We start from the raw sequence: 25846 nt of genomic DNA, 5'->3' as shown, positions 1-25846 counted from the left end.
TGCCTTACCGGGGGAAGCCCCCGGGCCGTCCCGTCCCGCGCCTCGGCGCGGGACGGGCGGGCAACCGGCGCCCTACCGCGAGGCGGAGTGAGTTGAGTACGCAGAACAGGCTGACGCACATCGACGAGGCGGGTGCCGCCCGCATGGTCGACGTGTCCGAGAAGGACGTCACGGCACGTGTCGCCCGGGCGAGCGGCCGGGTCCTCGTTTCACCGCGTGTCGTCGAACTCCTCAGGGGCGAGGGTGTCCCCAAGGGCGACGCCCTGGCCACCGCGCGCATCGCCGGGATCATGGGGGCCAAGCGCACCCCGGATCTGATCCCGCTCTGCCACCCGCTCGCCGTCTCCGGCGTGAAGGTCGACCTGAGCGTCGCCGACGACGCGGTGGAGATCACGGCGACTGTGAAGACCACCGACCGTACGGGGGTCGAGATGGAGGCGCTGACCGCCGTGTCGGTCGCCGCGCTCACGGTGATCGACATGATCAAGGCGGTCGACAAGAGCGCCGTGATCACGGATGTCCGCGTCGAGGCGAAATCCGGGGGCAAGTCCGGCGACTACCGGCGCCCCGCGCCGGACGGGGCGGACGCATGACCGCCCCCGGCAGTCCGGCTGCCACCGGCGGTTACCGCGCCCTCGTCGTGACCGCCTCCAACCGGGCCTCCGCCGGCGTGTACGCCGACAAGGGCGGCCCGCTCATCGCCGGGGCCCTCACCGGTCTGGGGTTCGCCGTCGACGGCCCCCAGGTCGTACCCGACGGAGATCCGGTGGAAGCGGCCCTCCGGGCAGGAGTGGTCGCGGGTTACGACGTGATCGTCACCACCGGCGGTACGGGCATCTCGCCCACCGACCGCACTCCGGAGGCGACCCGCCGCGTCCTGGACCGCGAGATCCCGGGGATCGCCGAGGCGATCCGCGCCGAGGGCAGGGACAAGGTCCCCACCGCCGCGCTCTCCCGAGGCCTCGCGGGCATCGCGGACCGCACCCTTGTCCTCAACCTGCCCGGTTCGACCGGCGGCGTACGCGATGGACTCGCGGTCCTCAGCAGGCTTCTGGTGCACGCCGTCGACCAACTGCGCGGCGGAGACCACCCCCGACCCGGGAGCCCGAGCTGAACGTCCGGACCTGGCCGGTGATCCTGTCCGACGGTGCCGTCACCCTCCGCCCGATAAAGCTGCGCGACCAGAGCGCGTGGCGCGAGGTCAACCGGCGCAACCGTGACTGGCTGCGTCCCTGGGAGGCGACCGTCCCACCGCCGGCCCCCGGCGGCCCGGTGGCCCAGCGTCCTACCTACCGTCAGATGGTCCGCCACCTGCGGGCCGAGGCGAACGCCGGACGGATGCTGCCCTTCGCCATCGAGTACGAGGGGCGTCTCGTCGGTCAGCTGACGGTGGCGGGCATCACCTGGGGCTCGATGTGCTCGGGCCATGTCGGTTACTGGGTCGACCGGAGCGTGGCGGGCCGTGGCGTCATGCCGACGGCGGTGGCGCTCGCCGTGGACCACTGTTTCCGTACGGTCGGGCTGCACCGGATCGAGGTGTGCATTCGGCCCGAGAACGGCCCTAGCCGGAGGGTCGTGGAGAAACTCGGATTCCGTGCGGAAGGACTTCGTCCACGTTATCTCCACATCGACGGTGCGTGGAGGGATCACCTGATCTTCGCCCTCACGGCGGAGGAGGTGCCCGACGGGCTGCTGCGACGTTGGCGCAGGATGCGGCCGGGAACGCCGGGGGCACCGCACGCCCCTGGAGAAATGAAATAAGTGTTCGAATTTAATCCCTCTCCGCGTGTAATCAGCCTCACTTTCAGTGCCTGTCGACCCGAACAATCGCAAAAAAAGATCGTCGTATCAGCCTGAACGTGCGACACACCGGGCCAATTGGCGGATGCTGCCGTGCAAACCCCTCTACGGTGTGAGCGTGAGCAGTAGCGGCCTCATCTACGCAGTCATCGTCGGTGCCTGGGCCGCCTACTTGGTGCCGATGTGGCTCCGCAGGCAGGACGAGCTCAATGAGGCGCGTCCGACTGAACGCTTCAGCACCGCCATCCGGCTTCTGTCCGGACGGGCGGCCATGGAGCGCCGTTATGCCAAGGAGTTGCGGGAGCGGGATGCCGAGCAGGCGCCTGGCGACGTGGACCCGGATGCCGTCACGGACCGATTGGAGTCCGTCGACGTCCGGGCCTTTTCCGCGCCTCCGGCGCATACGGAAGCGCGGTTGACCGACCCCGCGACAGCCCGTCCGGACCAGCAGCGTCCGCAGGGCCGGGTCTCCCGCCCACCGGCGCCCGCCCGGCGTTCGCGCCCTTCCGGCGCGGAGTCCGAGCGTGAGCGCCGACAGCGCTCGCAGGTCCTGGCGCGTCGCCGGCGTACCACCACGGTCCTCTTCATGGCGTTCACGCTCGGCGCGATCGTCGCGGCGGTGGGCGGACTGCGGTTCCTCTGGGCGCCGGCCGTCCCGGCCCTGCTGCTGAGCACGTACATCGTGCACCTGCGCACCCAGGAGCGCCGACGGTTCGTCTTCACCATGGACCGGCGCCGGGCAGAGGTGGCCGCGCAGCGACTGCGCGAGAACCGGCCCCGCAGGCACCAGCCCGCGTCCTCGGCCCCGGCCGAGCCCGACGAGGAACCCGGAGGGGTGCCCGCGCCCGCACCCACGGTCTCGCCCCAGGAGGCGGGCCGGCGCGCTCTCGTCGAGCAGACGGACCACGCGGAGTGGGTCGACCAGCAGCGGGAACGCGGACCGGCCCAGGGCGACAGCTGGGAGCCGGTTCCGGTACCCCTGCCGACCTATGTCACCGCCCCGGTCGCCCCGCGGGCGACGGGCGGGGTGGAGGTCGGCGACCCGGAGACCTGGAGTGCGGCCCGCTCCAGCCCGGCCGAACCCAGCCGTACGGGCAGCCACGAGACCCAGGAATCCGCCGCACCCGCCGCCGACGAGGCCCCGCGCCGCCGCGGTAACGCGCCCCGGCGTACCCGTGACCGAGGCCGGACCCCGCTCTTCGACCAGTACGACGAAGAGGACCGGCCGCGCGCCGCCAACGAGTGAGACCGGTGGGAGACCCCGACTCGGTGACCTGCCGGGATACGGATTTCCGAGCACCCCGGTGAGGGTGCTAGAGTTTCACTCGTTGCAAGGGCCTGTGGCGCAGTCTGGTAGCGCACCTCGTTCGCATCGAGGGGGTCTGGGGTTCAAATCCCCACAGGTCCACCGCACGCAGGGCCGTCTGCGAGTCACCTCGTAAACGGTTCACGAAATCCCGTCCGATCACTTCGATCGGTCGGGATTTCGTCGTTTCCGGGCACGGCGAGAGGTCGGGGTGCGCGCACCGAGATGGTCCGGTGGCCGCCGTACGGCCGCCCTCCGGTGTGTGGGCATGGGTGTGCGCGCCGACCTGTTGGGCGGTCAAGGCGTGCGTGGACGGTCTGGGGTTGTCCGTGCGGGTCGACGGCGGCTGTGCGGAGGTCGGCGCCGTCCGGGGCTCCCGGCCGGTGGTGATTGTGGGAGTGCCACTCGAACTCGCCACGCAGGTATGGGACTTGCGAACGTCCTGGCCCGAGCCCGTGACACCGACCGCACAGCGATCCCCTGGAACCGATCCGCCCCGATCAGGCGTCGCTAAGGATTCGGCACACGAGTCGACTCTCGTCACACAGCCGCCGCAGCAATCACAGAGATGAATCGGGGAATCTGTGCGCATCACCGCAACAGTGCGAAGGGTCAGGAGAAACCTGGCGGCCTTCGCCGTCACCGCTGCTCTCGTCGGCGCCGGGACCGTCGCCGGAGCCTCCAGCGCTTCGGCCGCCACCACCTGGCAGGCGATGGACAAGGTTTGCAAGTCGTACACCGAAAGCGACGGCGTCACTCCGACGGGGCAGATCTGCGCCGAGGTGCAGAAGCGCGTCACCGACACCGGCTCGGTCACCGGCTGGCGGGGAAGGGTGATCCTCTCTCCCGTCAACGGCTACGGGATGAAGCCGACCACCTATCACTGGTACACCGGCTCACCCCTCGCCCAGGTCTGCACGGGCGGCTGCACCATGAAGACCGCCGCGTGGACATCCGCCTGGTCCCCGGTCCAGACCCTCACCTCCGGTCCGTACAAGGTGCAGGGCGAGTTCAGCAACGGCTATGTCTGGGACCTCCACGCCTCGTGGGGCAAGTGGCAGACGGCGGCCGAGAAGTGCAGCACGTACGCGGCCGGCAAGGTGTGCGTGCGGTACCAGGTACGCCACTACCGCGACATCCCCCAGGAGCGCAGCAGCCTCTCCTACAAGCCGGCAGACGGTGGTTACATCGTCCCGCAGTCGATCAAGGTCGGATCCGTCATCGACGGCGTCAGCACGTCCAAGACCCTGAACCTCTGCGACCCGTCGTGCACCAAGCGGACGAGTAGCTACTCCGCCACGGTGGCGCGGACCACACCCAACCCCGCCTCCACCAACGAGTACTACGCCACCGGCACCTTCAAACGGCCCGACGGCTCGACGTCGACCCTGAAGGCAGCGATCACCGGCTGACCCCGGCACATCCGCACACAGAGGATCCCGGTCGGACGTTCACCGTCCGACCGGGATCTCGTCGTCGAGGTGTGCCGGCTCGATTCAGCAGCCGACCACGCACGAGGCTCGACCGGGAACCCCGGCCGAGCGCCTGCCCGAACTGCTCGCGGCCTGACCAGCCGACCACGTGTCGCAACGACCACTCGGATGCGACGGGTGCCGGGTGCCGCCTGGGTGGCTCAGCCCTCGGTCCAGCCGTGGCTCTTCGCGAGCTGGGCCAGACCACCGCGGACCTGCAGGATCTGTTCACCGGTGAGCGAGGGCGCCGCCTTCAGCAGGGCCTCGGTGACCTCCTGGGTGAACTCCTCCGCGCTGAGCACGTCGCAGAGCGAATCGTCGTACGGAACCGCCGGCTTGCCGGTCTCTCCGGGGGCGAGTCGGACCCCGGCGGCCTTCGGCCCCCGGTCACCCTCCTCGATCTCGAATGTCAGCATCACACCGGGACTTACCAGGGCTTCGGGCACCTGCATGTCGTTCACGTGCAGGAACACATCGTCCCCGCCGCCTTCGGGCGCGATGAAGCCGTAACCCCGTGCACTGTCGAAACGCACCACACGACCAGTCGTCATGTCAACCCCCACCACATCAAACACCAGTTACCCTCCGGCCCCTTGCCGAGGGATCGAGTCGAGCGTAGCGGTGAGGACGCCGCGAGGGGACCCCACCCTTCGGAGTTGTGGAGCTGGACTGTCAGGCTAGGGGCAGTCTGTGTCACCACCGTAGGGTCGGAGCATGCCGACCGAAGACAGCGCGCCCCCCAATGCCAGGCACTGGCAGGACTGCACGGACGTGTACGACTTGCTGGAACAGATCCGGCTCCGGCCCAGCACATGGGTCCCCGGCGGTTCGCTCCTGCACCTGCAGTCCCTGCTCACCGGCTACCGTGCAGCCCTTGGTGTGCACGGCGTCGAGGAACCCTTCGCCTTCTGGCCCGAGGACGATTTCAACCGTTGGCTCCACGAGCGACGCGGCATCACCGGCTCCCACACCTGGGCGGCCGAGATCGAACGCAACACCCCCGTAGGCTCGACTCCGGTCGAGGAGTTCTTCCGCCTCCTGGACGCGTACCGGAGTGAACGCGCCCAGGACTCGGCACCTGGCGCGACCTCGACCCGCTTTCCCGGCATCGAGTACATGCAGAGCACCTTCGTCACCCTCTTCTGGCGCCGACAGCTCCTCAGGGAAGCCGAACTGCGGCTCGAGGGGCGCGGCTTCCGCGTCGTCCACCTCGCTGCGGGCGAGTGGGCCTCCGAGCAGGACATGCACAGGGACGTCGCCGCCGCGCTGCGGTTTCCCGACTACTACGGCCACAACCTCGACGCGCTCGACGACTGTCTCGGGGATGTGGCCTGCCACGGCCCATACGACGACTCACCAGAAGGTACTGGGCTCGTCCTGTCCATCACCGACTACGACCGCTTCACGGCAGCCTGCCCGGGAGCGGCCCAGGTCGTTCTGGACATCGTCGCCAACCAGGCCCGACACGCGGTGGTGCTTCATCGCCGCTTCTTCTGCCTGCTCCACAGCAACGACCCGGACATCCGGTTCGAACCGGTCGGCGCCATGCCCGTCATGTGGAACAGCGACGAATGGCTCGACGCCAAACGCCGCTGAGAGCGTGGCGTCGGCCTCCGTCGCCGCGTCATCATCCGCGCCACGACCACATCCACGTCCACATCCATGTCCATGTCCATGTCCATGTCCATGTCCATGTCCACGGGCCGGACCTACTTCGTGAGGGGCTCCACCCCGAGGAGGGACGCGGTCCTGGTGTACACGGTCCGGGCGAGGGCGTCGTTCATGGCCAGGCGCGAAGGGGCGACCGACTGGGACTTGCTGAAGAATCCCCCGCTGGGGCGTGGTGCGGGCGAGGCATCGGCGAGCCGGACCGGGGTCTGCACACCTTCGTCCGGCGTGATGGCGAACGGACGGAACAGCGGGGCGGTCAGCCGCATCGGACCGCCGGCGTTGCGGTTCATTCCGGTGCCTCTGACCATGCCGGGATCGGCGTTGTACAGGCTCATGCCTTCAGGCAGACGGCGTGCGAGTTCCCGCGCGGCCAGGAGGCTGACGAGTTTGCTCGTCGCGTAGACGTTGGGCTGGTTGTAGAAGCGCTTGCTCCAGGATGTTCCCGCGACGTCCGGATCGGTGGCATCGAGCTTGCCACGCTTCTCCACGAACGAGGACATGTTGATGATCCGCGCTTCGGGTGCGAGTGCTCCCTCGGCCAGAAGGGCGTGGGTGAGCAGGAACGGGGCGTGGTGATTGAGCGCGTAGGTGCGTTCCACCCCGTCCGGCGTCTGCTCGTACCGGGGGAACGCCGCTCCCGCGTTGTTGATGAGGACGTCCACCGGGACTCTGTCGGCGGCCAGCTCCGCCGCCAGTGCCTGAACCTGTGACCACTGTTCCAGGTCGGCGGTGTAGATCCTCGGTGGTGCCGCGTCACTCCCTGCAGGAATCAGGCCGCGCAGGCTGTCGGCGGCGGCCCGGGTGCGTGTCGCGTTTCGGCCGACAAGGATGATGCTCTGACCTGCCTTGACCAGATGACGCGCCGTCACCAGGCCCAGGCCTGAGGATCCGCCCGTGATGACCGTGGTCCCGCTTCTCATCGCTGCTCCTCCTCGGCGGGGTTCTTGACGTCGGCGGACTCACCTGGTGGGCGGGGACCATCGATCACTTCGCGGAGAAGCGTGTGCAGGCGCAGCCTGCTTTCGCGGTCGAGGAGCGCGAAGGGTGAGTGTTCGGTGGTGTGCTGGATGACGCGATCGCGCAGCGCGCATCCCTCGGGGGTGAGCTGGATGACTTTGGCGCGACGGTCCAGGGGGTGGGGCACACGGCGGACCAGGCCACGCTTCTCCAGTCGGTCGATCATCGACGTGGCGGTCGAGGCGTCGCACTGCAAGAGGTCGGCCAGACGGCGCGCGGTCATCTCCCGCCCGCGACTCAGCCTCCACAGCGCATCGGCCTGAGTGTCGGTCAGCCCCACATCCCGGGCCAGCTCCTTGAGCTCGGCATGCACCTGGGTGCGGATCGCGAACACATAGTCGTAGAGCTCTTCGGTCAGCTGCCGGTCATCCATGACCAGACAGTACATGGATAATCCGATCATTGGAAAATCCATGCATCTCGGGGGTGGGATCCTTCAGCGCAGGAGCGCCCCGCTCGCCGGTCAGGCTCGCAGATACGTGAGGACGGCCAGCACTCGGCGGTGGGTCTCGTCCGACGGAGGCAGGTCCAGCTTGGTGAGGATGCTGCCGATGTGCTTACTGACGGCGGCGTCGGATACCACCAGGGCTCGAGCGATCGCTCCGTTGGTCTTGCCCTCAGCTATCAGCGCCAGGACCTCGCGTTCGCGCGGGGTGAGGCGTTGCAGCGGGTCGCGGCGGCGGCGCAGCAACTGGCGCACCACCTCGGGGTCGACGACCGTGCCCCCGTCCGCGACCTCGCGCAGGGCGTCGACGAACTCCTCGATCTGGCCGACACGGTCCTTCAGCAGATAGCCGACCGCCGAACCGTCGCCTGAATCCAGGAGATCGGCGGCGTACGTACGTTGTACGTACTGGCTGAGGACCAGGACCGGCAGTGTGGGCCGTTGCTCGCGCAGGCGCACCGCGGCGTGCAGGCCCTCGTCCTGGAAGCCGGGCGGCATGCGCACGTCCGTCACCACGATGTCGGGGGCGTACTCCTCCACTGCGGCGAGCAGGGCCTCCGCGTCCCCGACAGCTGCCACCACCTCGTGGCCACAGCGGCTGAGCAGGCCGATGAGCCCTTCCCTCAGCAACACGCTGTCCTCGGCCAGCACTACACGGAGTGATCGGCCTCCTTGATCGACTCGCAAGGAACCTCCACACGCAGCAGGGTGGGTCCACCCGGTGGACTGGAAAGGGAAAGTCTGCCATCCAGGACCGACACCCGGTCCGCGAGGCCGGTGAGTCCGCTCCCCGCCGAGGTGTTCGCGCCACCCAGGCCGTCGTCGCACACCTCCAGGAACAGACGCCCGTCGTGGTGGCCGCCGCTCACCCGCACGCGGTCGGCCCCGCTGTGCTTGGCGACGTTGGTGAGGGCCTCGCAGACCACGAAGTACGCCGCGGACTCGACTGCCTGGGGCAGCCTGCCCGGAAGGTCGAGGTCGAGGTCGACCGGGATCGCGGAATGATCCGCGGCGTCGGCGACCGCGGCCTGCAGAGCTGGTGGCCGTGCTCAATCTGATGGGCATCTGGAGCGCACTGGGGCTGCTCTCGGTGTGGGCGGGCATCGAGATCCCGTGGGTGGCACTCGGTGCGACCGTGGCTGCCTGTGCGGTGCTCGCCGTGATCTCGGCGGTCGTTCCGGCCGGCCTCTCCCTGCGCCGCAGGGCAGTGGAGTCGGCGGGCGTCCAGGAGTGACCCAGGGGCCGGAGGCGGGCCGGAGGGCGGGCCGACCCTGGGGAGGGGCGGCCCTCTGTCGGGCCGGCACCCGGTAGCCTGGTCCGTCCTCGCTCAACCGCCCTCCCGAATAAGGGTGTTGGGGGGATGCTGGGAGGACGCGAGGCCGTTCATGGATTGGTTCGGAGGACGCACTGTGACTGCCCGCACGCCGAGCTCCCGCATCGACACCAGCAAGCCGCACCCGGCACGGGTCTACGACTGGTTGCTCGGCGGGAAGGACAACTATCCGGTCGATCAGGCGGTCGCGGAGAAGCTGCCTGCCGAGGCGCGGGCCAACGCGGCGCGGAACCGGGCGTTCATGCACCGGGCCTCCGCCTGGCTGGCCGGGGAGGGGGTCGATCAGTTCCTGGACCTCGGCACCGGCATCCCCACCTCGCCCAACCTTCATCAGGTCGTCCAGGCCGTCACACCGAGAGCCAGAGTCGTCTACGCCGACAACGACCCCATCGTGCTGCGGCATGCGGAAGCGCTGCTGGTGAGCCGGCCCGAGGGTGTGACGGACTTCCTCCACGCGGACGTGCGGGCTCCGGGGGAGATACTCGAACAGGCCGCGCGGACACTGGACTTCGACAGGCCCGTCGCGCTGTCGCTCATCGCCCTGATGCACTTCCTGCCCGACGAGCAGGACCCGTACGGCATCGTCCGCACCCTGGTGGAGGCGCTTCCTTCGGGGAGTTATCTGGTGTTGTCGCACGGAACCGCGGATCAGCATCCGGAGCTCAAGCAGGCGACGGAGTCCGCGTACGACAAGGGCGCCATCGCGCTGCGCATGCGTACGCGGGAGGAGGTCGAGCCCTTCTTCGAGGGCCTGCGACTCGTCGAGCCGGGGCTGGTCACGGCGCCCGAGTGGTACCAGGTGGAGCCCGCGCCGGTGTATGAGCGGAGCGGGTTCTACGTCGGGGTGGCCCGGGTTCCGTAGCCGGGGCGGGCTCGCCTAAGAGGGCTCGGTCAGCGGCTTGGCCATGCAGATGCTGCTGTCGTACGTGCGGTAGTGGCCGAACTTCGTGCAGACGGTGTAACCACTCGATGTGTACAGCGCGATCGCCTCGGGCTGCTGGTCGCCGGTCTCCAGGACCATGCGGGTGCGTCCGGCCGCACGGGCGTCGGCCTCCAGGGCGGCGAGGATGCGGCGTGCCAGGCCCTTGCCGCGGCCTTCGGGTATCACGAACATCCGCTTGATCTCGGCGTCGCCGTCGGAGTAGCCCTCGTCGTTCCGCTCCTGGCTGCGCCAGCCGCCGGTCGCCAGGGGTCGGCCCTCGTCGTCGTAGGCGAGCAAGTACAGTCCGCGCGGTGGGTCGAACATCGTCGCGTCGAGCGGTGTGATGTCGCCCTCGTCGCCGTAGCGCTCGGCATATTCGAGCTGCACCTGGTCGTTGAGCTTCACGGCGTCAGGGTGGTCGAAAGGGCGGATGTGGATATTCATGCGAGACATGGTACAGGTATGCATCGCCGCTTTGTAGGTACTGTACCGGGATGCTGACTGTTACCACCGTGAACGTGAACGGGATCCGTGCCGCGGCGAAGAAGGGCTTCGTCGAGTGGCTGGGGCGGACCGAGGCTGATGTGATCTGCCTCCAGGAGGTCCGTGCCGAAGCGCAGCAGCTCCCCGAAGAGGTGCGTGAGCCCGAGGGTTGGCATGTCGTGTACGCCCCGGCCGCTGCCAAGGGGCGCGCGGGAGTCGCCGTCTATACGCGGCATGCGCAGGAGCGCGTCCAGATCGGGTTCGGTGGGTTCGGGGTCCCGGGGAGTGATGAATTCGACACCTCCGGCCGCTACGTCGAGGTCGACCTCCCGGGTGTGACGGTCGCCAGCCTGTATCTGCCCTCCGGTGAGGTCGGCACGGAGAGGCAGGAGGAGAAGGAGCGCTTCATGGCGGCCTTCCTCCCCTATCTCCAGGGGCTGAAGGAGCGGGCGGCGGCGGAGGGGCGCGAGGTGGTCGTGTGCGGCGACTGGAACATCGCCCACCGGGAGGCCGACCTCAAGAACTGGAAGTCCAACAGGAAGAACTCCGGCTTCCTCCCCGAGGAGAGGGAGTGGCTGACCCGGGTGTTCGACGAAGCGGCGTACGTCGATGTGGTCCGCACGCAGCACCCGGACGAAGAGGGCCCGTATTCCTGGTGGTCCTACCGTGGTCGGGCCTTCGACAACGACGCGGGCTGGCGCATCGACTACCAGATCGCGACCCCGGGTCTCGCCGCCCGCGCGGTGAAGGCCTGGGTGGAGCGCGCCGCCACGCACGGCGAGCGGTGGAGCGACCACGCGCCGGTGACGGTCACCTACGAGCGCTGACGGTCGCCTGTGCACGCTGACCGTCGCCTACGAGTGCTGACGGTCGCCTACGAACGCTGATCGTCCTCGCGCAGCCGTCGGTCCAAGGCCATGGAGAGCTCGGCATCCACGACCGCGTGGGCCAGCGCGCGCAGGTGCTCGGGCTCCGTCCGTGCCGTGTGGGCGCGCAGGACGCGTACGAAGAGGTCGGCGAGCGCGTCCGCGTGCTCGCGGACCTGGCGGCCCGAGGAGAGCACGGCGTCGAGCGGAACCCCGGCCCGCACCAGTTCGGACGATGCCTCCAGCAGGCGGCGGCTGATGTGGACGATCTCGTCGCCGTCGATGCCGACGTAACCCAACTCCATGGCGGCGGCGAGGTTCTCCGCCGTCGCCTGGTCCCGGAAGTAGTCGGCGAGCTGCTCCGGTGTGAGCCGGACCGGGGTCTCCTCGGTCGGTTCGCCCAGGCCGAGCACCTCGGCGACATCGCGGCCGCTGTCGAAGGTGCTGGCGAGATCGGCGATGCCGTTGAGGGTGTGGCCCCGTTCCAGCAGGCCCGTGATGGTGCGCAGCCGGGCCAGGTGGTGGTCGTCGTACCAGGCGATGCGGCCCTCGCGGCGGGGTGGCTGGATCAGCCCCCGCTCCCGGTAGAAGCGCAGGGTGCGCACGGTGATGCCGGCCTCCCGGGCCAGCTCCTCCATGCGGTATTCACGGTGCTCGCGTCCTTCAGCCACACTCGCACCCTATGTTGTACCGCCGGTAACTTTCCCTGCTCCGCCCCCTACCCATCGGTACGGAGCTGCTCTACTCTCCCAACAGTGCCAGTGATTGCTGGCAGAGTTGTGGCACGTACCGCGGGGAGGCGGCAGCATGGCCCAGCACGAGCACGTACGAGTGGCGGTGATCGGATCCGGATTCGGGGGCCTCGGAGCCGCGGTCCGGCTCCGCCGCGAAGGCATGACCGACTTCCTGGTCCTCGAACGGGCCGGCTCGGTCGGCGGCACCTGGCGGGACAACAGTTACCCGGGCTGCGCCTGCGATGTACCGTCCCACCTGTACTCGTTCTCGTTCGCACCCAACCCCGACTGGCCGCGCACCTTCTCGGGACAGCAGCACATCCGCGCCTACCTGGAGCACGTCGCCGACACCTTCGGTCTGCGCCCGCACATCAGGCTGAACCACGAAGTCACGGTCATGCGCTGGGACAACGACGAGTTGCACTGGGTGATCGAGACGGCGAACGGCTCCACGATCACCGCCGACGCGGTCGTGTCCGCCACAGGCCCGCTCTCCGACCCGAAGCTGCCGGACATCCCGGGGCTCGCCGAGTTCCCCGGCAAGGTCTTCCACTCCGCCCAGTGGGACCACGACTACGACCTCAGCGGCAAGCGCGTCGCCGTTATCGGCACCGGGGCATCCGCGATACAGATCGTCCCGGAGATCCAGCCGCAGGCCGGCCGGCTCACTCTCTTCCAGCGGACTCCGCCGTGGGTGATGCCGCGCATGGACCGGGCCATCAGCGGGGCCGAGAAGTGGCTGCACCGGAAACTGCCCTTCACGGCCACAGCGCGTCGCGGACTCCTGTGGACCATCCGGGAGTTGCAGGTGGGGGCGTTCACCAAACACCCCGACCAACTGGGGCTCGTGGAGTCCATAGCCAAGGCGAACATGGCGCGTGCGGTCAAGGACCCCGCGTTGCGGGCCAAGCTGACCCCCTCGTACCGCATCGGCTGCAAGCGCATCCTGCTCTCCAACGCCTACTACCCGGCGCTCGCCCGGCCGAATGTGGACGTGGTCGACTCCGGCCTGTCCGAGGTGCGGGGTTCCACGCTGGTCGGGTCGGACGGTTCGGAGACCGAGGCCGACGTGATCATCCTCGGCACCGGCTTCCACGTGACGGACATGCCGATCGCCGACCGGGTCGTCGGCGCGGACGGCATCACCCTCGCCGAATCCTGGAAGGACGAGATGCAGGCGCTGCGGGGTGCGACGGCGGCCGGTTTCCCCAACTGGATGACGATCATCGGCCCCAACACCGGGCTAGGCAATTCCTCCATGATCCTGATGATCGAGTCCCAGCTGAACTACATGGCCGACTTCATGCGCCAGCTGGACGTCCTGGGCGGGCGCGTCGCCCTCGACGCGCGGCCGGCCGCCGTCGGCACCTGGAACCGGCGGGTCCAGGAACGGATGAAGCGGACCGTGTGGAACACCGGGGGCTGCACCAGCTGGTACCTCGATGCCAACGGACGCAACACCACGGTCTGGCCGGGCACGACGGCCGAATTCCGGCGGGCCACCCGCTCGGTCGACCTGGGTGAGTACGACGTCATCCGTCCCCCCGCCGCCCGCTCCACGGAGCAGGCCGTGACCGAGGAGGCCGCGCGATGAGCCGACCGACGCAGGCGGGCCGCACCGCGCCGGTGCCCGCGCGGGAGCTGAGCGTCGTCTCCGCCGACGGCTCACGCCTCCACGCCGAACTGCACGGCCCCGAGGACGCCCCCGCGGTGGTCCTGGCGCACGGCTGGACCTGTAACACCCGCTTCTGGGACGCCCAGGTGCGTGACCTCGCGGCCGACCACCGGGTCGTCGTCTACGACCAGCGGGGCCACGGCCGTTCACCGGAGGCCGGGCCTGACGGATACAGCACCCGTGCTCTCGCCGACGACCTGGAGGCGGTGCTGAAGGCCACGCTCGCACCAGGACAGAAGGCCGTGCTGGGCGGGCACTCCATGGGCGGGATGACGCTGATGGCGGCGGCGGGCCGCGATGCCCTGCGCGAGCACGGGGCGGCCGTGCTGCTGTGCAGCACCGGAAGTTCGCGGCTGACGGCCGAATCGCTGGTGCTGCCACTGCGGGCCGGTGCCCTCCGCACCCGGATGACGGCGGCGGTCCTCGGTGCGCGTGCGCCGCTCGGGCCGGTCACGGCGGTCTCCAAGAAGATCCTCCGGTACGCGACGATGGGCCGCGGTTCCGCCCCGGACAAGATCGACATCTGTGCCAGGATCGTGCACGCGTGTCCTCGCGGGGCGCGCGTCGCCTGGGGGCACGTACTCGCGGAGCTCGACCTGGAGGCGCGTCTGCGGGAGCTGCGGCTGCCGACCGCGGTGATCGCGGGTACGGAGGACCGGCTGACGCCGCCCGTGCACGCGCGATCCATCGAGGCGGCCCTGCCGCAGAGCCTCGGGCTCACCGAGCTGGCGGGTATGGGTCACATGACACCGGTCGAGGCGCCCGAGGTGGTCACGGCGAAGCTCCGTGAACTGGTGGCCTCGTACGTCACTGTGGAAGGTGCGGGCAGCACGGCGGCCGCCGTGCGTGAGGAGGAGGTCGCATGAGCGGCAGGCGGAGTCTCGAAGGACAGGTCGTCGTCGTCACGGGCGCGGCGCGTGGGGTGGGCGAGCTGCTGGCCCGCAAGCTGTCGGCGCGCGGTGCCACGCTGGCGCTGGTCGGACTGGAGCCGGACGAGCTGAAGAAGGTCTCCGAGCGGCTGCACTCGGAGAGTGACCACTGGCACGCGGACGTCACCGACCACGCGGCGATGAGCCGGGTCGCCGAAGAGGTCAAGGAACGTTTCGGGAAGATCGACGTCGTCGTCGCCAACGCCGGTGTCGCCACCGGTGGTCCGCTCGTGGACTCCGATCCGGAGGCGTGGCGGCGGGTCATCGAGGTGAACCTGATAGGTGGCGCGGTGACCGCGCGGGCGTTCCTGCCGGTGCTCATGGAGAGCCGTGGCTACTTCCTGCAGATCGCCTCACTGGCGGCGATCACGCCGGCGCCGATGATGAGCGCCTACTGCGCGTCCAAGTCGGGTGTGGAGGCGTTCGCGCACTGCCTGCGCGGCGAGGTCGGCCACCGGGGCGTGAAGGTCGGGGTCGGCTATCTGTCCTGGACCGACACGGACATGGTGCGCGGCGCCGACGAGGACGACGTCATGCGGGAGTTGCGGCAGCGCCTGCCGTGGCCGACGAACCGGACGTACCCGCTGGGCCCTGCGGTCGACCGGATCGTCGCAGGGATCGAGCGGCGCTCCTCGCACGTGTACGCCCAGTGGTGGCTGCGCGGGATGCAGTCGATCCGGGGGTACCTGCCGATGGTGATCGGGGCGGTCGGGCAGCGCGAGATGAAGCGCTTCGGATCTCGGCTGGACGGTGTGAGCAAGGGGCTCGTGGGGGCCGGTGGGCGGGCGGACAAGGCAGCACGAGCTCCGCGCGGATGATCGAAATGCGATGGATGTCCGGGTGTGTAAGTCTGAGCGAGGTCCCACCGGGGCCACCCCCACGCACCCACATTGGAGTGAACAGCATGGGCATCGCAGACCAGTTCAAGGACAAGGCGCAGGAGCTCGCCGACCAGGCCAAGCAGCAGAAGGCGGGCGGCAAGCAGGACGAGGCGCGCGAGCGTTCCTCCGACCGTCCGGACCGCGACTCGGACCAGGCGTCGGACCGTCGGCCCGGCGCGCGGGACCGCGCGCAGGACGTGACGGACGAGGCGCGTGAGCGCTTCGAGCGCGGCTGAGCATCTGCGGTCCGTCGGGGCGTACCCGGGTTTCGGGTACGCCCCTTCTCGCGTGCGTGCCCCGGAACGACCCCGGCCGTGGCCCGGGGCGGCGCCCGGACCCCGGAGGGGCGGTGGTCACCTCGGCGGAAGCGGGGGCCTGCGGAGGTTCGGGGCCGTTCCGTAGGTGGGTGGTGTGGCCGCCGGGTGTGCGGCCAGGAGGTCCAGGGCCACCCTGACCGCGTCGTCCAGCACCGCGTGACGGCCCTCCGCCCAGTCCAGCGGGGTGCGCAGCGCCTCCAGGTCGGGCTCGACGCCGTAGTTCTCGACGGACCAGCCGTACGTGTCGAACCAGGCCGCGTTCATCGGCACCGTGATCACCGTGCCGTCACCGAGCCGGTGCCGGCCGGTCATGCCGACCACGCCGCCCCAGGTGCGCTGGCCCACCACAGGTCCCAGCTTCAGCAGCCGGAACGCGGCTGTGATCATGTCCCCGTCGGAGGAGGTCGCCTCGTCGGCGAGCGCGACGACGGGCCCCCGGGGCGCGTTGGACGCGTACGAGACCGCCTGGGCGTTGCGGGTCAGGTCCCAGCCGAGGATCGTGCGGGTGAGCTTCTCGACGACCAGCTCGCTGATGTGACCGCCCGCGTTGCCCCGTACGTCCACGATCAGGGCGGGGCGCGACACTTCCAACCGCAGATCGCGGTTGAACTGGGCCCAGCCGGAGCCTCCCATGTCGGGGATGTGCAGATACCCGCACTTGCCGTGACTCAACTCCCGTACGACTTCGCGGCGTTTGGCCACCCAGTCCTGGTAGCGCAGTGGTCGTTCGTCGATCAGGGGCACGATCGCGATGCGGCGGGACCGGCCCCCGCACTCGCCCACGGCCGGGCGGAACGTCAGCTCCACCGTGGTGCCGCCCGCCGCCGTCAGCAGCGGGTACGGCCCCGCCACCGGGTCGACGGGCCGGCCGTCGACATGGGTGAGGACGGCTCCCTCCCGGATCCCCGTACCGGCGAGCGGTGAGCGGGCCTTGGAGTCGGAGGAGTCGCCCGGCAGGATGCGCCGCACCATCCAGTCGCCGTCCCGGCACACGAGGTTGGCGCCCAGCAGCCCGATGGCCCGCTGGTAGTGCGGGGGGCCTTCGTTGCGGCGGGCGGGTGCGACGTACGCGTGGGAGGTGCCCAGCTCGCCGAGCACCTCGCGCAGCAGATCGGCGAACTCGTCGGGCGACGAGACCCGTTCGACCAGCGGGCGGTACTGCTCCAGCACGCCGTCCCAGTCGATGCCGCACATGTCCGGTTCCCAGAAGTAGGACCGGATGATGCGCCCCGCCTCCCCGTAGGCCTGGCGCCATTCGGCCGCCGGGTCGACGTCGTGGAGGATGCGGCGCAGGTCGAGGAAGACCGTCGTGTCGTTGTCACCGGGCTCGTTGGAGGGGACGGCGCGCAGTTCACCGTCGTCCATGACGACCAGCCGGGTGGCGTCCCCGCTCACCGCGAACCAGTCGAGATGGCCGACCAGTTCGGTCCTGCGGGCCTTGGCGATGTTGAAGTGCTCCAGGGTGGGCCGGCCCGACATGTCCGCCGGGTTGGCGAACGTCTCGCCCAGCGCGCCGGAGATCGGCCAGCGAAGCCAGACGAGGCCGCCGCCGCTGACCGGCTGGAGAGCCGAGTACTTCGACGCGGAGACGGGGAACGGGGTCACCCTGCTCTCCAGTCCCTCGAACTCCACCATGACCGTCGGTCCCTCGACCGTGCCCTCGGGAACGTCCACCGGGTCCAGACCGCCCGCCGCGGGCCTGCCGTCCGGGAGCAGGGCGAAGGGGGAGGGGGTGGCCGAGGTGAGGGGGACCAGGTACGGGCGGCAGCCCAAGGGGAAGGAGAGGTCGCCGGTGTGGACGTCGTACACGGGGTCGAACCCACGCCAGGAGAGGAACGCGAGATAGCGGCCGTCGCCCGTGAAGACGGGGTTCTCGTCCTCGAACCGGCCGTTGGTGACATCGACTATCACCGGGGCGTCGGGGCCGGTGATCCGGGCCAGTTTGATCTGCCGCAGCGACCGGCCGATGCCGGGGTGGGACCAGGTCAGCCAGTGGCCGTCCGGGGAGAACGCCAGATCGCGGACCGGGCCGTTCACGGAGCGGATGAGTTCGGTGAGGCCGGCCCCGGCACCCCCGGCACCCCCGGCACCCCCTGCCTCCGTGGCGGTCGCACCGGCGTCGGTGACCACGGCCCCTGCGTCCGTGACCACGGCCCCGGCGTTCACGAGGCTGCCTTCGACCCGCCCGCTTTCCAGGTCCTCGATGATCTCGACGACGTCGACGGTTGTGGCCCCCGCGTCCCCCGCCGCGTCCTCCGCCGTGTCCAGGAGCAGCAGTCGGCCGTCGTTCGACGCGATGGCCAGCCGCTCGCCCTCCGGATCGGAGGTGATCTCGTGGACCCTGCCCAGCCGCCCTGCCGCCAGCCGGTGGGGCGGGCGATCGCCGCTGGCCCGGGGGAGGAAGGCGATCTCGATGGCGTCGTCCCCCTCGGCGTCCGTGACGTACGCGACCCGGCCGCTGCTGCCGAGCATCTCCGGCAGCCGTACCCGTACCCCCGGTGTGTCGGCGATCGTACGGGCGGGGCCGTCACGGTGGGTGAGCCAGTAGAGGCTGCCCCGCACCGAGACCGCGCTCGCGCGGCCCGTCTCGTCGACGGACAGCGCGTCGACATGGCTGGAGGCCGGTACCTGGTACGTACGGCGGCCGGTCCGAGGCCCCCCGAGCCGCACCTCCAGCTTCCGGGGGGCCGCGTCCGGCGCTTCCAGGTCCTCGACCAGCCACAGGTCGCCGCCGCACTGGTAGACCACTCTGGAGCCGTCGCTGGAGGCGTGCCGGGCGTAGAAGGCGTCGTGGTCCGTGTGGCGGCGGAGGTCGCTGCCGTCCATCAGGCAGGAGTACAGATTGCCGACGCCCTCGTGGTCGGAGAGGAAGGCGATCCGGCGCCCGACGAACATCGGTGCGTCCAGATGCCCGCCGATGTCCGGCAGCAGGCGCTCGCCGTGGAGCCACAGCCGGCCGGTGGCGCCGCCCCGGTACCGCTTCCAGGCGGCCGGCTCGTGCGGCGGCTTCCCGGTGAGCAGCAGGGTGCGGCGTTCGCCGTCGATGTCGGCGACGGCGATGTCCGAGACGGGTCCCCAGGGGAGCTTTCCGCCGGGGCTGCCGTCGGTGGGGACGCTGTACGCCCAGGAGAAGTAGGAGAACGGCTGGTTGTGCGAGGAGACGGCGAGGATCTGGGACGCGTCCCCGGGGTCGGGGCTCCAGCCGCAGACCCGGGCGTCGGTGGAGCCCCAGTAGGTGAGTCTGCGGGCGGGCCCGCCGTCGACCGGGGCGAGGTGGATCTCCGGATCGAGGGTGCGCCAGGTCGTGTAGGCGATGCGGCTGCCGTCGGGCGAGAAGCGCGGATGGCTGACCCTGGTCCGGTCGACGGTCAGCCGCCACGCCCGGCCTGGCCGCTGCCCCGCCGGGGCGAGAGGGGAGACCCAGAGGTCGTCCTCCGCCGCGAAGCAGAGCAAGTCCTTGTGGAGGTGCGGGAAACGGAGATACGCGACGTCGTCACTCACCCTCCAATGCTTTCCGCGCGGAGGGCCCGCGGCAACTTGTGGTGCAGGACACAAGCGAAACTGTTTCGTTTCGCTACGGAGGGGAGTGCCTTCAAAGTGTACGAAACAGTTTCGTTCCGTTAGTTGATCTTCGACTGACGTACGATCCAGCAGGCGCAAGGAAGAGGAGGTCGACCATGGCACGCAGCCGGCTCACGCCTGAACGCGAGAGCGAGCTGTACTCCGCTGTGATCGATCTGCTCGGCGAGGTCGGCTATGAAGCCCTGACCATGGACGCCGTTGCCGCCCGCACCCGTTCCAGCAAGGCCACCCTCTACCGCCAGTGGGGGAGCAAGGCCGAGCTGGTCGTCAAGGCGCTCCGGAACAACAAGCCGGTCCACCTTGCCGATGTCGACACCGGTTCGCTTCGCGGTGACTTCTTTGCCGTGATGGCGCAGACCGACGACTGCCAGATGGAGCGGAACTCCGCGCTGATGCGGGGTCTGAGCCATGCCGTCCACAACAACCCCGATCTCTTCCAGGCGCTGCGGGACCTGCTGATCGAGCCGGAGATGACCGGCCTCGGGACGCTCCTTCAGCGTGCTGTGGACAGGGGAGAAGTGCGTCCGGACAATCCGGCGCTCCTCTACGTGCCGCACATGATGATCGGCGCCGTCGCCGCCAGGGAACTGGTCGACGACCGCCCTGTCGACCAGGCGTTCCTCACCGACTACGCAGAAGCCGTGGTGTTCCCCGCCCTCGGCGTCTGACGTCCCCGCACCACCCTGCGTACGGCTTCCGTACGACCTGTCTCCCCGACGCTCCACCTGACACGCCGCTCTCGTCGTCGGGCTGGTTCCTCACGCCCTTTTTTTCCCAACGACCTGACCGGGAGTACACCCCCCGTGGCCACATTCCTGTACAAACTCGGACGGCTGACCTTCCGGCGCCGCCGTTACGTCGCCCTGATCTGGGTGGCGCTGCTGGCGCTGGCCGGCTTCGGCGCCGCCTCCGCGACCACCGCCACCTCCAGCTCGTTCTCGATCCCCGGAACGGAGGCCCAGCGGGCTTTCGACCTGCTGGACGAACGTTTCCCCGGAGGCAGCGCCGACGGCGCGACCGCCAGGGTCGTCTTCAAGGCACCCGAGGGCGAGAAGGTCACCTCGGCGGCCAACAAGGACGAGATCCAGGGGATCGTCGGCGAGCTGAAGTCCGGCTCGGACCAGATCGCCTCGGTCGCCGACCCGTACACGGCGAACGCCGTCAGCCGGGACGGTTCGACCGCGTACATCTCCGTCTCCTACGAGGTGAGCTCCATGGAGCTCACCGACGGGACGCGGGAGGCGCTCCAGGAGGCGGGTGAGGCCGCGCAGAGCAGCGGGATGACCGTGGAGATCGGTGGTGACGCGCTCCAGGTGATGCCGGAGACCGGAGTCACCGAGGTCATCGGGGTCGCCGTCGCCGCCGTGGTGCTGGTCATCACCTTCGGATCCCTGATCGCCGCGGGACTGCCGCTGCTCACCGCGCTCATCGGTGTGGGGATCGGTGTCTCGCTGATCACCGCCCTGGCGAACGTGCTCGACCTGGGATCCACCACTTCCATGCTCGCGATGATGATCGGCCTCGCGGTCGGCATCGACTACGCCCTCTTCATCGTCTCCCGCTACCGCGCCGAGCTGGCCGAGGGCCGGGAACACGAGGACGCCGCGGGACGGGCCGTCGGCACCGCGGGATCCGCAGTGGTCTTCGCCGGCCTGACCGTCGTCATCGCCCTGGTGGGCCTCGCCGTCGTCAACATCCCGATGCTGTCGAAGATGGGCTTCGCCGCCGCGGGCACGGTCGCGATCGCCGTCGTCATCGCGCTCACCCTCGTCCCGGCGATGCTGGGCTTCGCGGGCAAGCGGGTCATGGGGCGCAAGGCGCGCAAGGCCGCCGAGGCGGAGAACCAGCCCGAGGCGAAGCCGAACATGGGCACCCGCTGGGCGCGGTTCGTCCTGCGCAGGCCGGTGTGGGTGCTGCTGGCCGGGGTCATCGGCCTCGGCGCCATCGCCGTACCCGCCGCGTCGCTGGAGATGGGGCTGCCGGACGACGGTTCGCAGCCGAAGAGCACCACGCAGCGTCAGGCCTACGACCTGCTGTCCGACGGCTTCGGCCCTGGATTCAACGGTCCGCTGCTGGTCGTCGTGGACACGAAGGGCAGCACGGACGGCAGGACCGCGGTCGAGCGGGTCTCCCAGGAGATCGAGGGCATCGGCCACGTCGCCGCCGTCACCCCGGCCGCCTTCAACAAGGCCGGTGACGCCGCGACCATCACGGTCATCCCGCAGGACCGGCCGAGCTCCACGGACACGGAGAACGTCGTCCACTCCATCCGTGACGCGGGCGTGGACATCAAGGGCGACACCGGAGCGGAGGTGCTGGTCACCGGCGCCACAGCGATGAACATCGACTTCTCGGAGAAGATGAACGACGCGCTGCTGCCCTATCTGACGCTCGTCGTCGGACTGGCCTTCCTGCTCCTGATGGTGGTCTTCCGCTCGCTGCTGGTGCCGCTGAAGGCGGCCCTCGGCTTCCTGCTCTCGGTCGTCGCGGCCCTGGGTGCGGTCGTCGCGGTCTTCCAGTGGGGCTGGCTCGGCTCGCTCTTCGGGGTCGAGCAGACCGGACCGATCATGAGCATGATGCCGATCTTCATGGTCGGCGTGGTCTTCGGTCTGGCGATGGACTACGAGGTCTTCCTGGTCACCCGGATGCGTGAGGCCTACGTCCACGGCGAGACGCCCGGTCAGGCGATCGTCACCGGATTCCGCCACGGGGCAAGGGTGGTCACGGCCGCTGCGGTGATCATGATGGCGGTCTTCGCCGGCTTCATCGGCTCCAGTGAATCGATGATCAAGATGATCGGCTTCGCGCTGGCCATCGCCGTCTTCTTCGACGCCTTCGTGGTGCGGATGGCCATCGTCCCGGCGGTGCTCGCCCTGCTCGGCAGGCGTGCCTGGTGGCTGCCGCGATGGCTGGACCGGGTCCTGCCCGACGTGGACGTCGAGGGCGAGGGCCTGCGCAAGAACCTCGCCGACGGCCCGGCCGTCGGCGAGGAGCGGGAGACGGTCCGCGTGTGACACATCCCTGACCCCGGGGCCGCGCCTGAGCGGAGTGCGGCCCCGGAGCACCGGTTACCTGTGGGGGCGGGGGGCCGGGGCGACGGAGAGCCCTCGTGCACACGGCACGAGGGCTCTCTGCCGCGTCCGGGCTCTGCTCAGGCGTCGGCAGTGGCGGCAGGGGCGGCCGGCGGGCGCTCCGCCGTCCTCGCGCGGGTCCGCGACAGGAAGCGGATGAGGGGAGCGTTGTCGAACTGGAAGACGGCGACACCGTCCGTCGAGTGCAGTTCCAGGACCAGTTGGGCGCGGCCGCAGGGCCATATCCGTATGTCGCCACGGGTGACCGGGGAGCGCAGCCCGCGTTCCAGGAGGTCGAGGTCGAAGGCCCACTCGACGCCTCCGGGCAGCCGGACGCGGACGGTCCCCGGCTCCCCGGGTTCGCAGCGCAGTTCGACGGGGACCAGCCGGGGGTCGGGGCCGTCGGTGATGAGCCGGGCGCGGGCGTGCTCGTGGATCGCGAGGGACATGACCGGCTCCTCCTGTGTGCAGATCTCTTCCCCTAATGTCCCATATATTCACATACGGGCATTTCGGTGGTGGGTCTGGTTGTCATCATGGGCGGTCACCGGCTGGAGCGGCCACTCGGCGTCGCCCCGCGTACCGCGTCGGTTCCGCGTCGGTTCCGTGTCCGTTCCGGGGCCGTGAACAGAAGGTGACCCGGCACCCGTTCCACCTACGCCGCGATGCACCATGGGGGGATGAGCGGGAGCGCGGGAGCAGGCGTGGATGTACGGGGCACGGTGACACCGGGATTCGAGGCGGTACGGGACGCTTTCGTCCGTAACTTCGAACAGCGCGGGGAGCGGGGAGCGGCTGTGGCCCTCTACCGTCACGGCCGGAAGGTCGTGGACCTGTGGGCCGGTACGCGTGACGTGGACGGGGCCGAACCCTGGGCCGTGGACACCGTGCAGGTCGTACGCTCGGCCGGAAAGGGCGTCGCCGCCGCCGTGCCGCTGCTGCTGCACCAGCGAGGTCAGGTGGACCTGGACGCCCCCGTCGGCACGTACTGGCCGGAGTTCAAGGCGAACGGCAAGGAACGCGTCCTCGTACGCCATCTCCTCGCGCACCGCGCCGGGCTGGCCGCCCTCGATGCCACGCTGACACCCGAGGAGGCCGCCGACGGGGTCTCGGGCCCAGGAGCCGTCGCCGCCCAACGGCCTCAGTGGGACCCCGGAACCGATCACGGCTACCACGCCCAGACCTACAGCTGGCTCGTCGGCGAACTGGTGCGCAGGGTCACCGGAAGGACCATCGGCCGCTGGATCGCCGAGGAGATCGCGCGGCCGCTCGGCCTCGACTTCTGGTTCGGGCTCCCCGGCGACGAGGCACACCGGATCGGGCGGATCGGCCCCGTCGAACCCCCGTCGGCCGAAGGCGGCGGCGCTCTCCGGGTGCGCCCCAAGCGCTCCGTCATCGAGGCATACGCCGATCCGGCCTCCCTCACCCGCCGCGCCTTCGGAGCGATCGCACCCTTCCCCGACGAGAACGCCCCGGCCTACCACGCGGCGGAACTCCCCGCCTCCAACGGCGTCGCCACCGCGCGCGGGCTCGCCCGCTGCTACGCCGCGATGATCGGCGAGGTCGACGGCCACCGCCTGTTCGCGCCCGCCACCCTCACCCTGGCCCGCACCGAGGAGTCCGCGGGACCGGACCGGGTGCTGGTCGTCAACACCCGTTTCGGCCTCGGCTACATGCTGCACGGCCCGGCCGCGCCGCTCCTCGGCCCCGGGTCGTTCGGGCACCCCGGCCGCGGGGGCTCGCTGGGCTTCGCCGACCCCGAATCGGGCATCGCGCTCGGCTATGTGACGAACGGTCTGCAGAAGGGAGTCACCGCCGATCCCCGTGCCCAGGCCCTGGTCCGGGCAGTACGGTCGGCGCTATGACTCCTCCTCGCTTCCACGGGTACGCCGCGCTCCTCACCGGCGCGGGACAGGGCATCGGGGCGGCCACCGCCCGCCGGCTCGCCTCCGAGGGCGCGGCCGTCCTGGTCACCGACCTGGACGCGGCCCGCGCCGAGCGAACGGCGGCCGGGATACGCGAGACCGGCGGCACCGCCGAGGCCCTGGCCTGCGACGTGGGCGACCGGGCGGCGGTCGACGCGGCGGTGGCCCACGCGGTCGCCGCCTTCGGCCGGCTCGACGTCCTGGTCAACAACGCCTACGCCAACCACGAGGACGCCCCTCTCTTCGAGGACGAGGACGAGGACTCCTGGGCCCACACCCTCGACATCACCCTCACGGGCTCCTACCGCTGCTCCCGTGCCGCGCTGCCGCACCTGGTGGCATCGGGCCGGGGCGCGATCGTCACCATCGGCTCGGTCAACGGCGAACAGGACTTCGGTGGCCACGCCTACAGCGCCGCCAAGGCGGGCCTGGCCTCCCTCACCCGTACGCTGGCCGGCCACGCGGGCCCGCGCGGTGTCCGCGTCAACCTCGTCGCCCCGGGCACCATCCGTACGGACGCCTGGGCGGGCCGCGACGAGGACCTGAAGCGGGTGAGTGCCCTCTATCCGCTCGGCCGGATCGGCGAACCGGACGACATCGCGTCCGCCGTCGCCTTCCTTGCGTCCTCGGACGCGGCCTGGGTCACCGGCACCACCCTGCGGGTGGACGGAGGCCTCCTCGGCGTCAACACGGGCTTCCGCAGGGCGATGTCGGGGGACGCGGGCCCCGGCCCCGAAAACCGGTAGCCACCGCTGCGGACGCTGTCTACCCTGGCCGGATGATCGACCGCGGGCTCCTGGACCGGACCGGTCGGAGCGTCACCCTGCGCGAGGTGGACGACGCCAACTGGCGTGCCGTCGCCGACATCGCCCCTTCGGACGGCCAGCGGGCCTACGTTCCCGCGCTGGCCGCCCGCTATCTGCTGCTGTCCCTGCGGGAGGACACCTGGCACTCGCTCGCGGTGTACGGGGACGACACCGTGACCGGGCACGTGATGTGGGCCCGGGACGATGACGGCTCGCACTGGATCGGCGGGATGCTCGTCGACGGTCACGAACAGGGCCGCGGCGTCGGCCGCGCCGCAGTGCACACGCTCACCGGGTGGCTGGCGGAGCAGGAGGACTGCACGGTGCTCCGGCTCTCCTGCGATCCCGGCAACACGGCGGCAGTGCAGCTCTACACCTCGCTCGGCTTCCGGCCCACGGGTGAGCGTGAGGGCGACGAGATCGTCATGGAGCTGACGGCCTCGGCCGTACGGTGACAGCCTGCCGCGGTCCTGTGGCAGGGGGACGCGCGCCCTTCCGCAGCGCGCCGGAGGGACCCGGCGGTGGCCCGGCTCCCTCAACTCGTCTGCGCCATCAGGCCGATACGGCCCTGTCGGCCCGGCTGTCGCGATCCGCGGAACCCCGAACCAGGG

General features: G+C 70.1%; 26 protein-coding genes, 1 tRNA gene and 1 pseudogene. 19 read left to right on the top strand and 9 right to left on the bottom strand.

Translation table 11 applies throughout. From position 1 onward, the window contains the following. Positions 1-92: 92 nt before the first annotated feature. The 6 genes from moaC to ABT001_RS00905 all read left to right on the top strand — a co-directional run bounded on the left by moaC (position 93) and on the right by ABT001_RS00905 (position 4518). Positions 93-593, top strand: a complete 501-nt coding sequence (gene moaC, locus ABT001_RS00930; RefSeq protein WP_351270335.1) for a cyclic pyranopterin monophosphate synthase MoaC — start codon at positions 93-95, stop codon at positions 591-593. Further along, positions 590-1114, top strand: coding sequence for a MogA/MoaB family molybdenum cofactor biosynthesis protein (locus ABT001_RS00925; protein ID WP_351270332.1), 525 nt, complete (start codon positions 590-592; stop codon positions 1112-1114). The genes moaC and ABT001_RS00925 overlap by 4 nt, the downstream gene beginning before the upstream one ends. A 17-nt stretch (positions 1115-1131) precedes the next feature. Continuing rightward, positions 1132-1761 (top strand): GNAT family N-acetyltransferase, encoded by a 630-nt coding sequence (locus tag ABT001_RS00920; protein WP_351270329.1) that lies wholly within the window; start codon positions 1132-1134, stop codon positions 1759-1761. A gap of 157 nt (positions 1762-1918) precedes the next feature. Beyond that, positions 1919-3046, top strand: a complete 1128-nt coding sequence (gene sepX, locus ABT001_RS00915) for a divisome protein SepX/GlpR (RefSeq protein ID WP_502967393.1) — start codon at positions 1919-1921, stop codon at positions 3044-3046. A gap of 88 nt (positions 3047-3134) precedes the next feature. Then, positions 3135-3208: transfer RNA gene (locus ABT001_RS00910), tRNA-Ala, on the top strand. Positions 3209-3708: 500 nt separating this feature from the next. Then, positions 3709-4518, top strand: coding sequence for a hypothetical protein (locus ABT001_RS00905; protein WP_351270324.1), 810 nt, complete (start codon positions 3709-3711; stop codon positions 4516-4518). A 221-nt stretch (positions 4519-4739) separates the two neighbouring features. Here ABT001_RS00905 and ABT001_RS00900 read toward each other — a convergent pair whose 3' ends face one another. After that, entirely contained in the window at positions 4740-5129 is a 390-nt protein-coding gene (locus ABT001_RS00900) for a cold-shock protein (protein WP_351270321.1), read from the bottom strand. A gap of 163 nt (positions 5130-5292) precedes the next feature. Between ABT001_RS00900 and ABT001_RS00895 the strand changes: the two genes are divergently transcribed. Next, positions 5293-6174, top strand: coding sequence for a barstar family protein (locus tag ABT001_RS00895; RefSeq protein WP_351270318.1), 882 nt, complete (start codon positions 5293-5295; stop codon positions 6172-6174). A gap of 113 nt (positions 6175-6287) precedes the next feature. Here the strand turns inward: ABT001_RS00895 and ABT001_RS00890 are convergent, their stop codons facing one another. The 4 genes and pseudogenes from ABT001_RS00890 to ABT001_RS00875 form a co-directional block, all read right to left on the bottom strand. Further along, positions 6288-7169 (bottom strand): SDR family NAD(P)-dependent oxidoreductase, encoded by an 882-nt coding sequence (locus tag ABT001_RS00890; protein WP_351270315.1) that lies wholly within the window; start codon positions 7167-7169, stop codon positions 6288-6290. Further along, a complete protein-coding gene (locus ABT001_RS00885; RefSeq protein WP_351270312.1) occupies positions 7166-7639 on the bottom strand; it encodes a MarR family winged helix-turn-helix transcriptional regulator in 474 nt (157 codons plus the stop codon). The genes ABT001_RS00890 and ABT001_RS00885 overlap by 4 nt, the downstream gene beginning before the upstream one ends. A 90-nt stretch (positions 7640-7729) precedes the next feature. Further along, the gene (locus tag ABT001_RS00880; RefSeq protein ID WP_351270309.1) at positions 7730-8362 is read right to left on the bottom strand and encodes a response regulator transcription factor; all 633 of its coding nucleotides are present in this window, start codon (positions 8360-8362) and stop codon (positions 7730-7732) included. Then, positions 8362-8745: pseudogene (locus tag ABT001_RS00875) on the bottom strand (sensor histidine kinase); the annotation flags it as partial. The gene ABT001_RS00880 and the pseudogene ABT001_RS00875, both read right to left, overlap by 1 nt. Positions 8746-8750: 5 nt before the next feature. Between ABT001_RS00875 and ABT001_RS00870 the strand changes: the two are divergent. Together ABT001_RS00870 and ABT001_RS00865 are read left to right on the top strand one after the other, a co-directional pair. Beyond that, the gene (locus ABT001_RS00870) at positions 8751-8945 is read left to right on the top strand and encodes a hypothetical protein (protein ID WP_351270306.1); all 195 of its coding nucleotides are present in this window, start codon (positions 8751-8753) and stop codon (positions 8943-8945) included. A gap of 175 nt (positions 8946-9120) precedes the next feature. Then, a complete protein-coding gene (locus tag ABT001_RS00865) occupies positions 9121-9906 on the top strand; it encodes an SAM-dependent methyltransferase (protein ID WP_351270303.1) in 786 nt (261 codons plus the stop codon). 15 nt (positions 9907-9921) lie between these two features. Here ABT001_RS00865 and ABT001_RS00860 read toward each other — a convergent pair whose 3' ends face one another. Then, the gene (locus tag ABT001_RS00860; RefSeq protein WP_351270301.1) at positions 9922-10410 is read right to left on the bottom strand and encodes a GNAT family N-acetyltransferase; all 489 of its coding nucleotides are present in this window, start codon (positions 10408-10410) and stop codon (positions 9922-9924) included. A 50-nt stretch (positions 10411-10460) separates the two neighbouring features. Here ABT001_RS00860 and ABT001_RS00855 point away from each other — a divergent pair, with 50 nt between their 5' ends. Continuing rightward, the gene (locus ABT001_RS00855; protein WP_351270299.1) at positions 10461-11276 is read left to right on the top strand and encodes an exodeoxyribonuclease III; all 816 of its coding nucleotides are present in this window, start codon (positions 10461-10463) and stop codon (positions 11274-11276) included. A 47-nt stretch (positions 11277-11323) separates the two neighbouring features. Here ABT001_RS00855 and ABT001_RS00850 read toward each other — a convergent pair whose 3' ends face one another. Beyond that, positions 11324-11953 (bottom strand): MerR family transcriptional regulator, encoded by a 630-nt coding sequence (locus ABT001_RS00850; protein WP_351270728.1) that lies wholly within the window; start codon positions 11951-11953, stop codon positions 11324-11326. Positions 11954-12122: 169 nt separating this feature from the next. On the opposite strand from ABT001_RS00850, the gene ABT001_RS00845 reads away from it, so the two are divergent. The 4 genes from ABT001_RS00845 to ABT001_RS00830 all read left to right on the top strand — a co-directional run bounded on the left by ABT001_RS00845 (position 12123) and on the right by ABT001_RS00830 (position 15770). Continuing rightward, positions 12123-13643 (top strand): flavin-containing monooxygenase, encoded by a 1521-nt coding sequence (locus tag ABT001_RS00845; protein WP_351270296.1) that lies wholly within the window; start codon positions 12123-12125, stop codon positions 13641-13643. Continuing rightward, on the top strand, positions 13640-14590 hold the full coding sequence (locus ABT001_RS00840; protein WP_351270293.1) for an alpha/beta fold hydrolase: 951 nt from the start codon (positions 13640-13642) through the stop codon (positions 14588-14590). The genes ABT001_RS00845 and ABT001_RS00840 overlap by 4 nt, the downstream gene beginning before the upstream one ends. Continuing rightward, the gene (locus tag ABT001_RS00835; RefSeq protein ID WP_351270290.1) at positions 14587-15471 is read left to right on the top strand and encodes an SDR family oxidoreductase; all 885 of its coding nucleotides are present in this window, start codon (positions 14587-14589) and stop codon (positions 15469-15471) included. Before ABT001_RS00840 ends, ABT001_RS00835 begins: the two co-directional genes overlap by 4 nt. A gap of 86 nt (positions 15472-15557) precedes the next feature. Then, positions 15558-15770: a hypothetical protein gene (locus tag ABT001_RS00830; RefSeq protein WP_351270287.1), complete on the top strand. Its 213-nt coding sequence runs from the start codon at positions 15558-15560 to the stop codon at positions 15768-15770. Between the two features lie 117 nt (positions 15771-15887). On the opposite strand, the gene ABT001_RS00825 is transcribed toward ABT001_RS00830, so the two are convergent. Continuing rightward, positions 15888-19352, bottom strand: coding sequence for a S41 family peptidase (locus tag ABT001_RS00825; protein WP_351270285.1), 3465 nt, complete (start codon positions 19350-19352; stop codon positions 15888-15890). A gap of 176 nt (positions 19353-19528) precedes the next feature. On the opposite strand from ABT001_RS00825, the gene ABT001_RS00820 reads away from it, so the two are divergent. After that, entirely contained in the window at positions 19529-20101 is a 573-nt protein-coding gene (locus tag ABT001_RS00820; RefSeq protein WP_351270282.1) for a TetR/AcrR family transcriptional regulator, read from the top strand. Positions 20102-20236: 135 nt separating this feature from the next. Continuing rightward, the gene (locus ABT001_RS00815; protein ID WP_351270278.1) at positions 20237-22447 is read left to right on the top strand and encodes an MMPL family transporter; all 2211 of its coding nucleotides are present in this window, start codon (positions 20237-20239) and stop codon (positions 22445-22447) included. A gap of 137 nt (positions 22448-22584) precedes the next feature. Here ABT001_RS00815 and ABT001_RS00810 read toward each other — a convergent pair whose 3' ends face one another. Continuing rightward, positions 22585-22953 (bottom strand): SsgA family sporulation/cell division regulator, encoded by a 369-nt coding sequence (locus tag ABT001_RS00810; protein WP_351270276.1) that lies wholly within the window; start codon positions 22951-22953, stop codon positions 22585-22587. Between the two features lie 255 nt (positions 22954-23208). Here ABT001_RS00810 and ABT001_RS00805 point away from each other — a divergent pair, with 255 nt between their 5' ends. From ABT001_RS00805 to ABT001_RS00795, 3 genes are read left to right on the top strand one after another with little or no spacing between them, the layout of a single operon-like run. Beyond that, the gene (locus ABT001_RS00805; RefSeq protein ID WP_351270725.1) at positions 23209-24369 is read left to right on the top strand and encodes a serine hydrolase domain-containing protein; all 1161 of its coding nucleotides are present in this window, start codon (positions 23209-23211) and stop codon (positions 24367-24369) included. Continuing rightward, a complete protein-coding gene (locus ABT001_RS00800) occupies positions 24366-25175 on the top strand; it encodes an SDR family NAD(P)-dependent oxidoreductase (protein WP_351270274.1) in 810 nt (269 codons plus the stop codon). The genes ABT001_RS00805 and ABT001_RS00800 overlap by 4 nt, the downstream gene beginning before the upstream one ends. Before the next feature lie 32 nt (positions 25176-25207). Beyond that, entirely contained in the window at positions 25208-25690 is a 483-nt protein-coding gene (locus ABT001_RS00795; RefSeq protein WP_351270271.1) for a GNAT family N-acetyltransferase, read from the top strand. Positions 25691-25846 lie beyond the last annotated feature (156 nt).

This window comes from Streptomyces sp. NPDC002793, assembly GCF_040295485.1.
Classification (GTDB): Bacteria; Actinomycetota; Actinomycetes; order Streptomycetales; family Streptomycetaceae; genus Streptomyces.
Note: the sequence above shows the minus strand (reverse complement) of the source record. Positions and strands in the feature narration are given on the sequence as shown.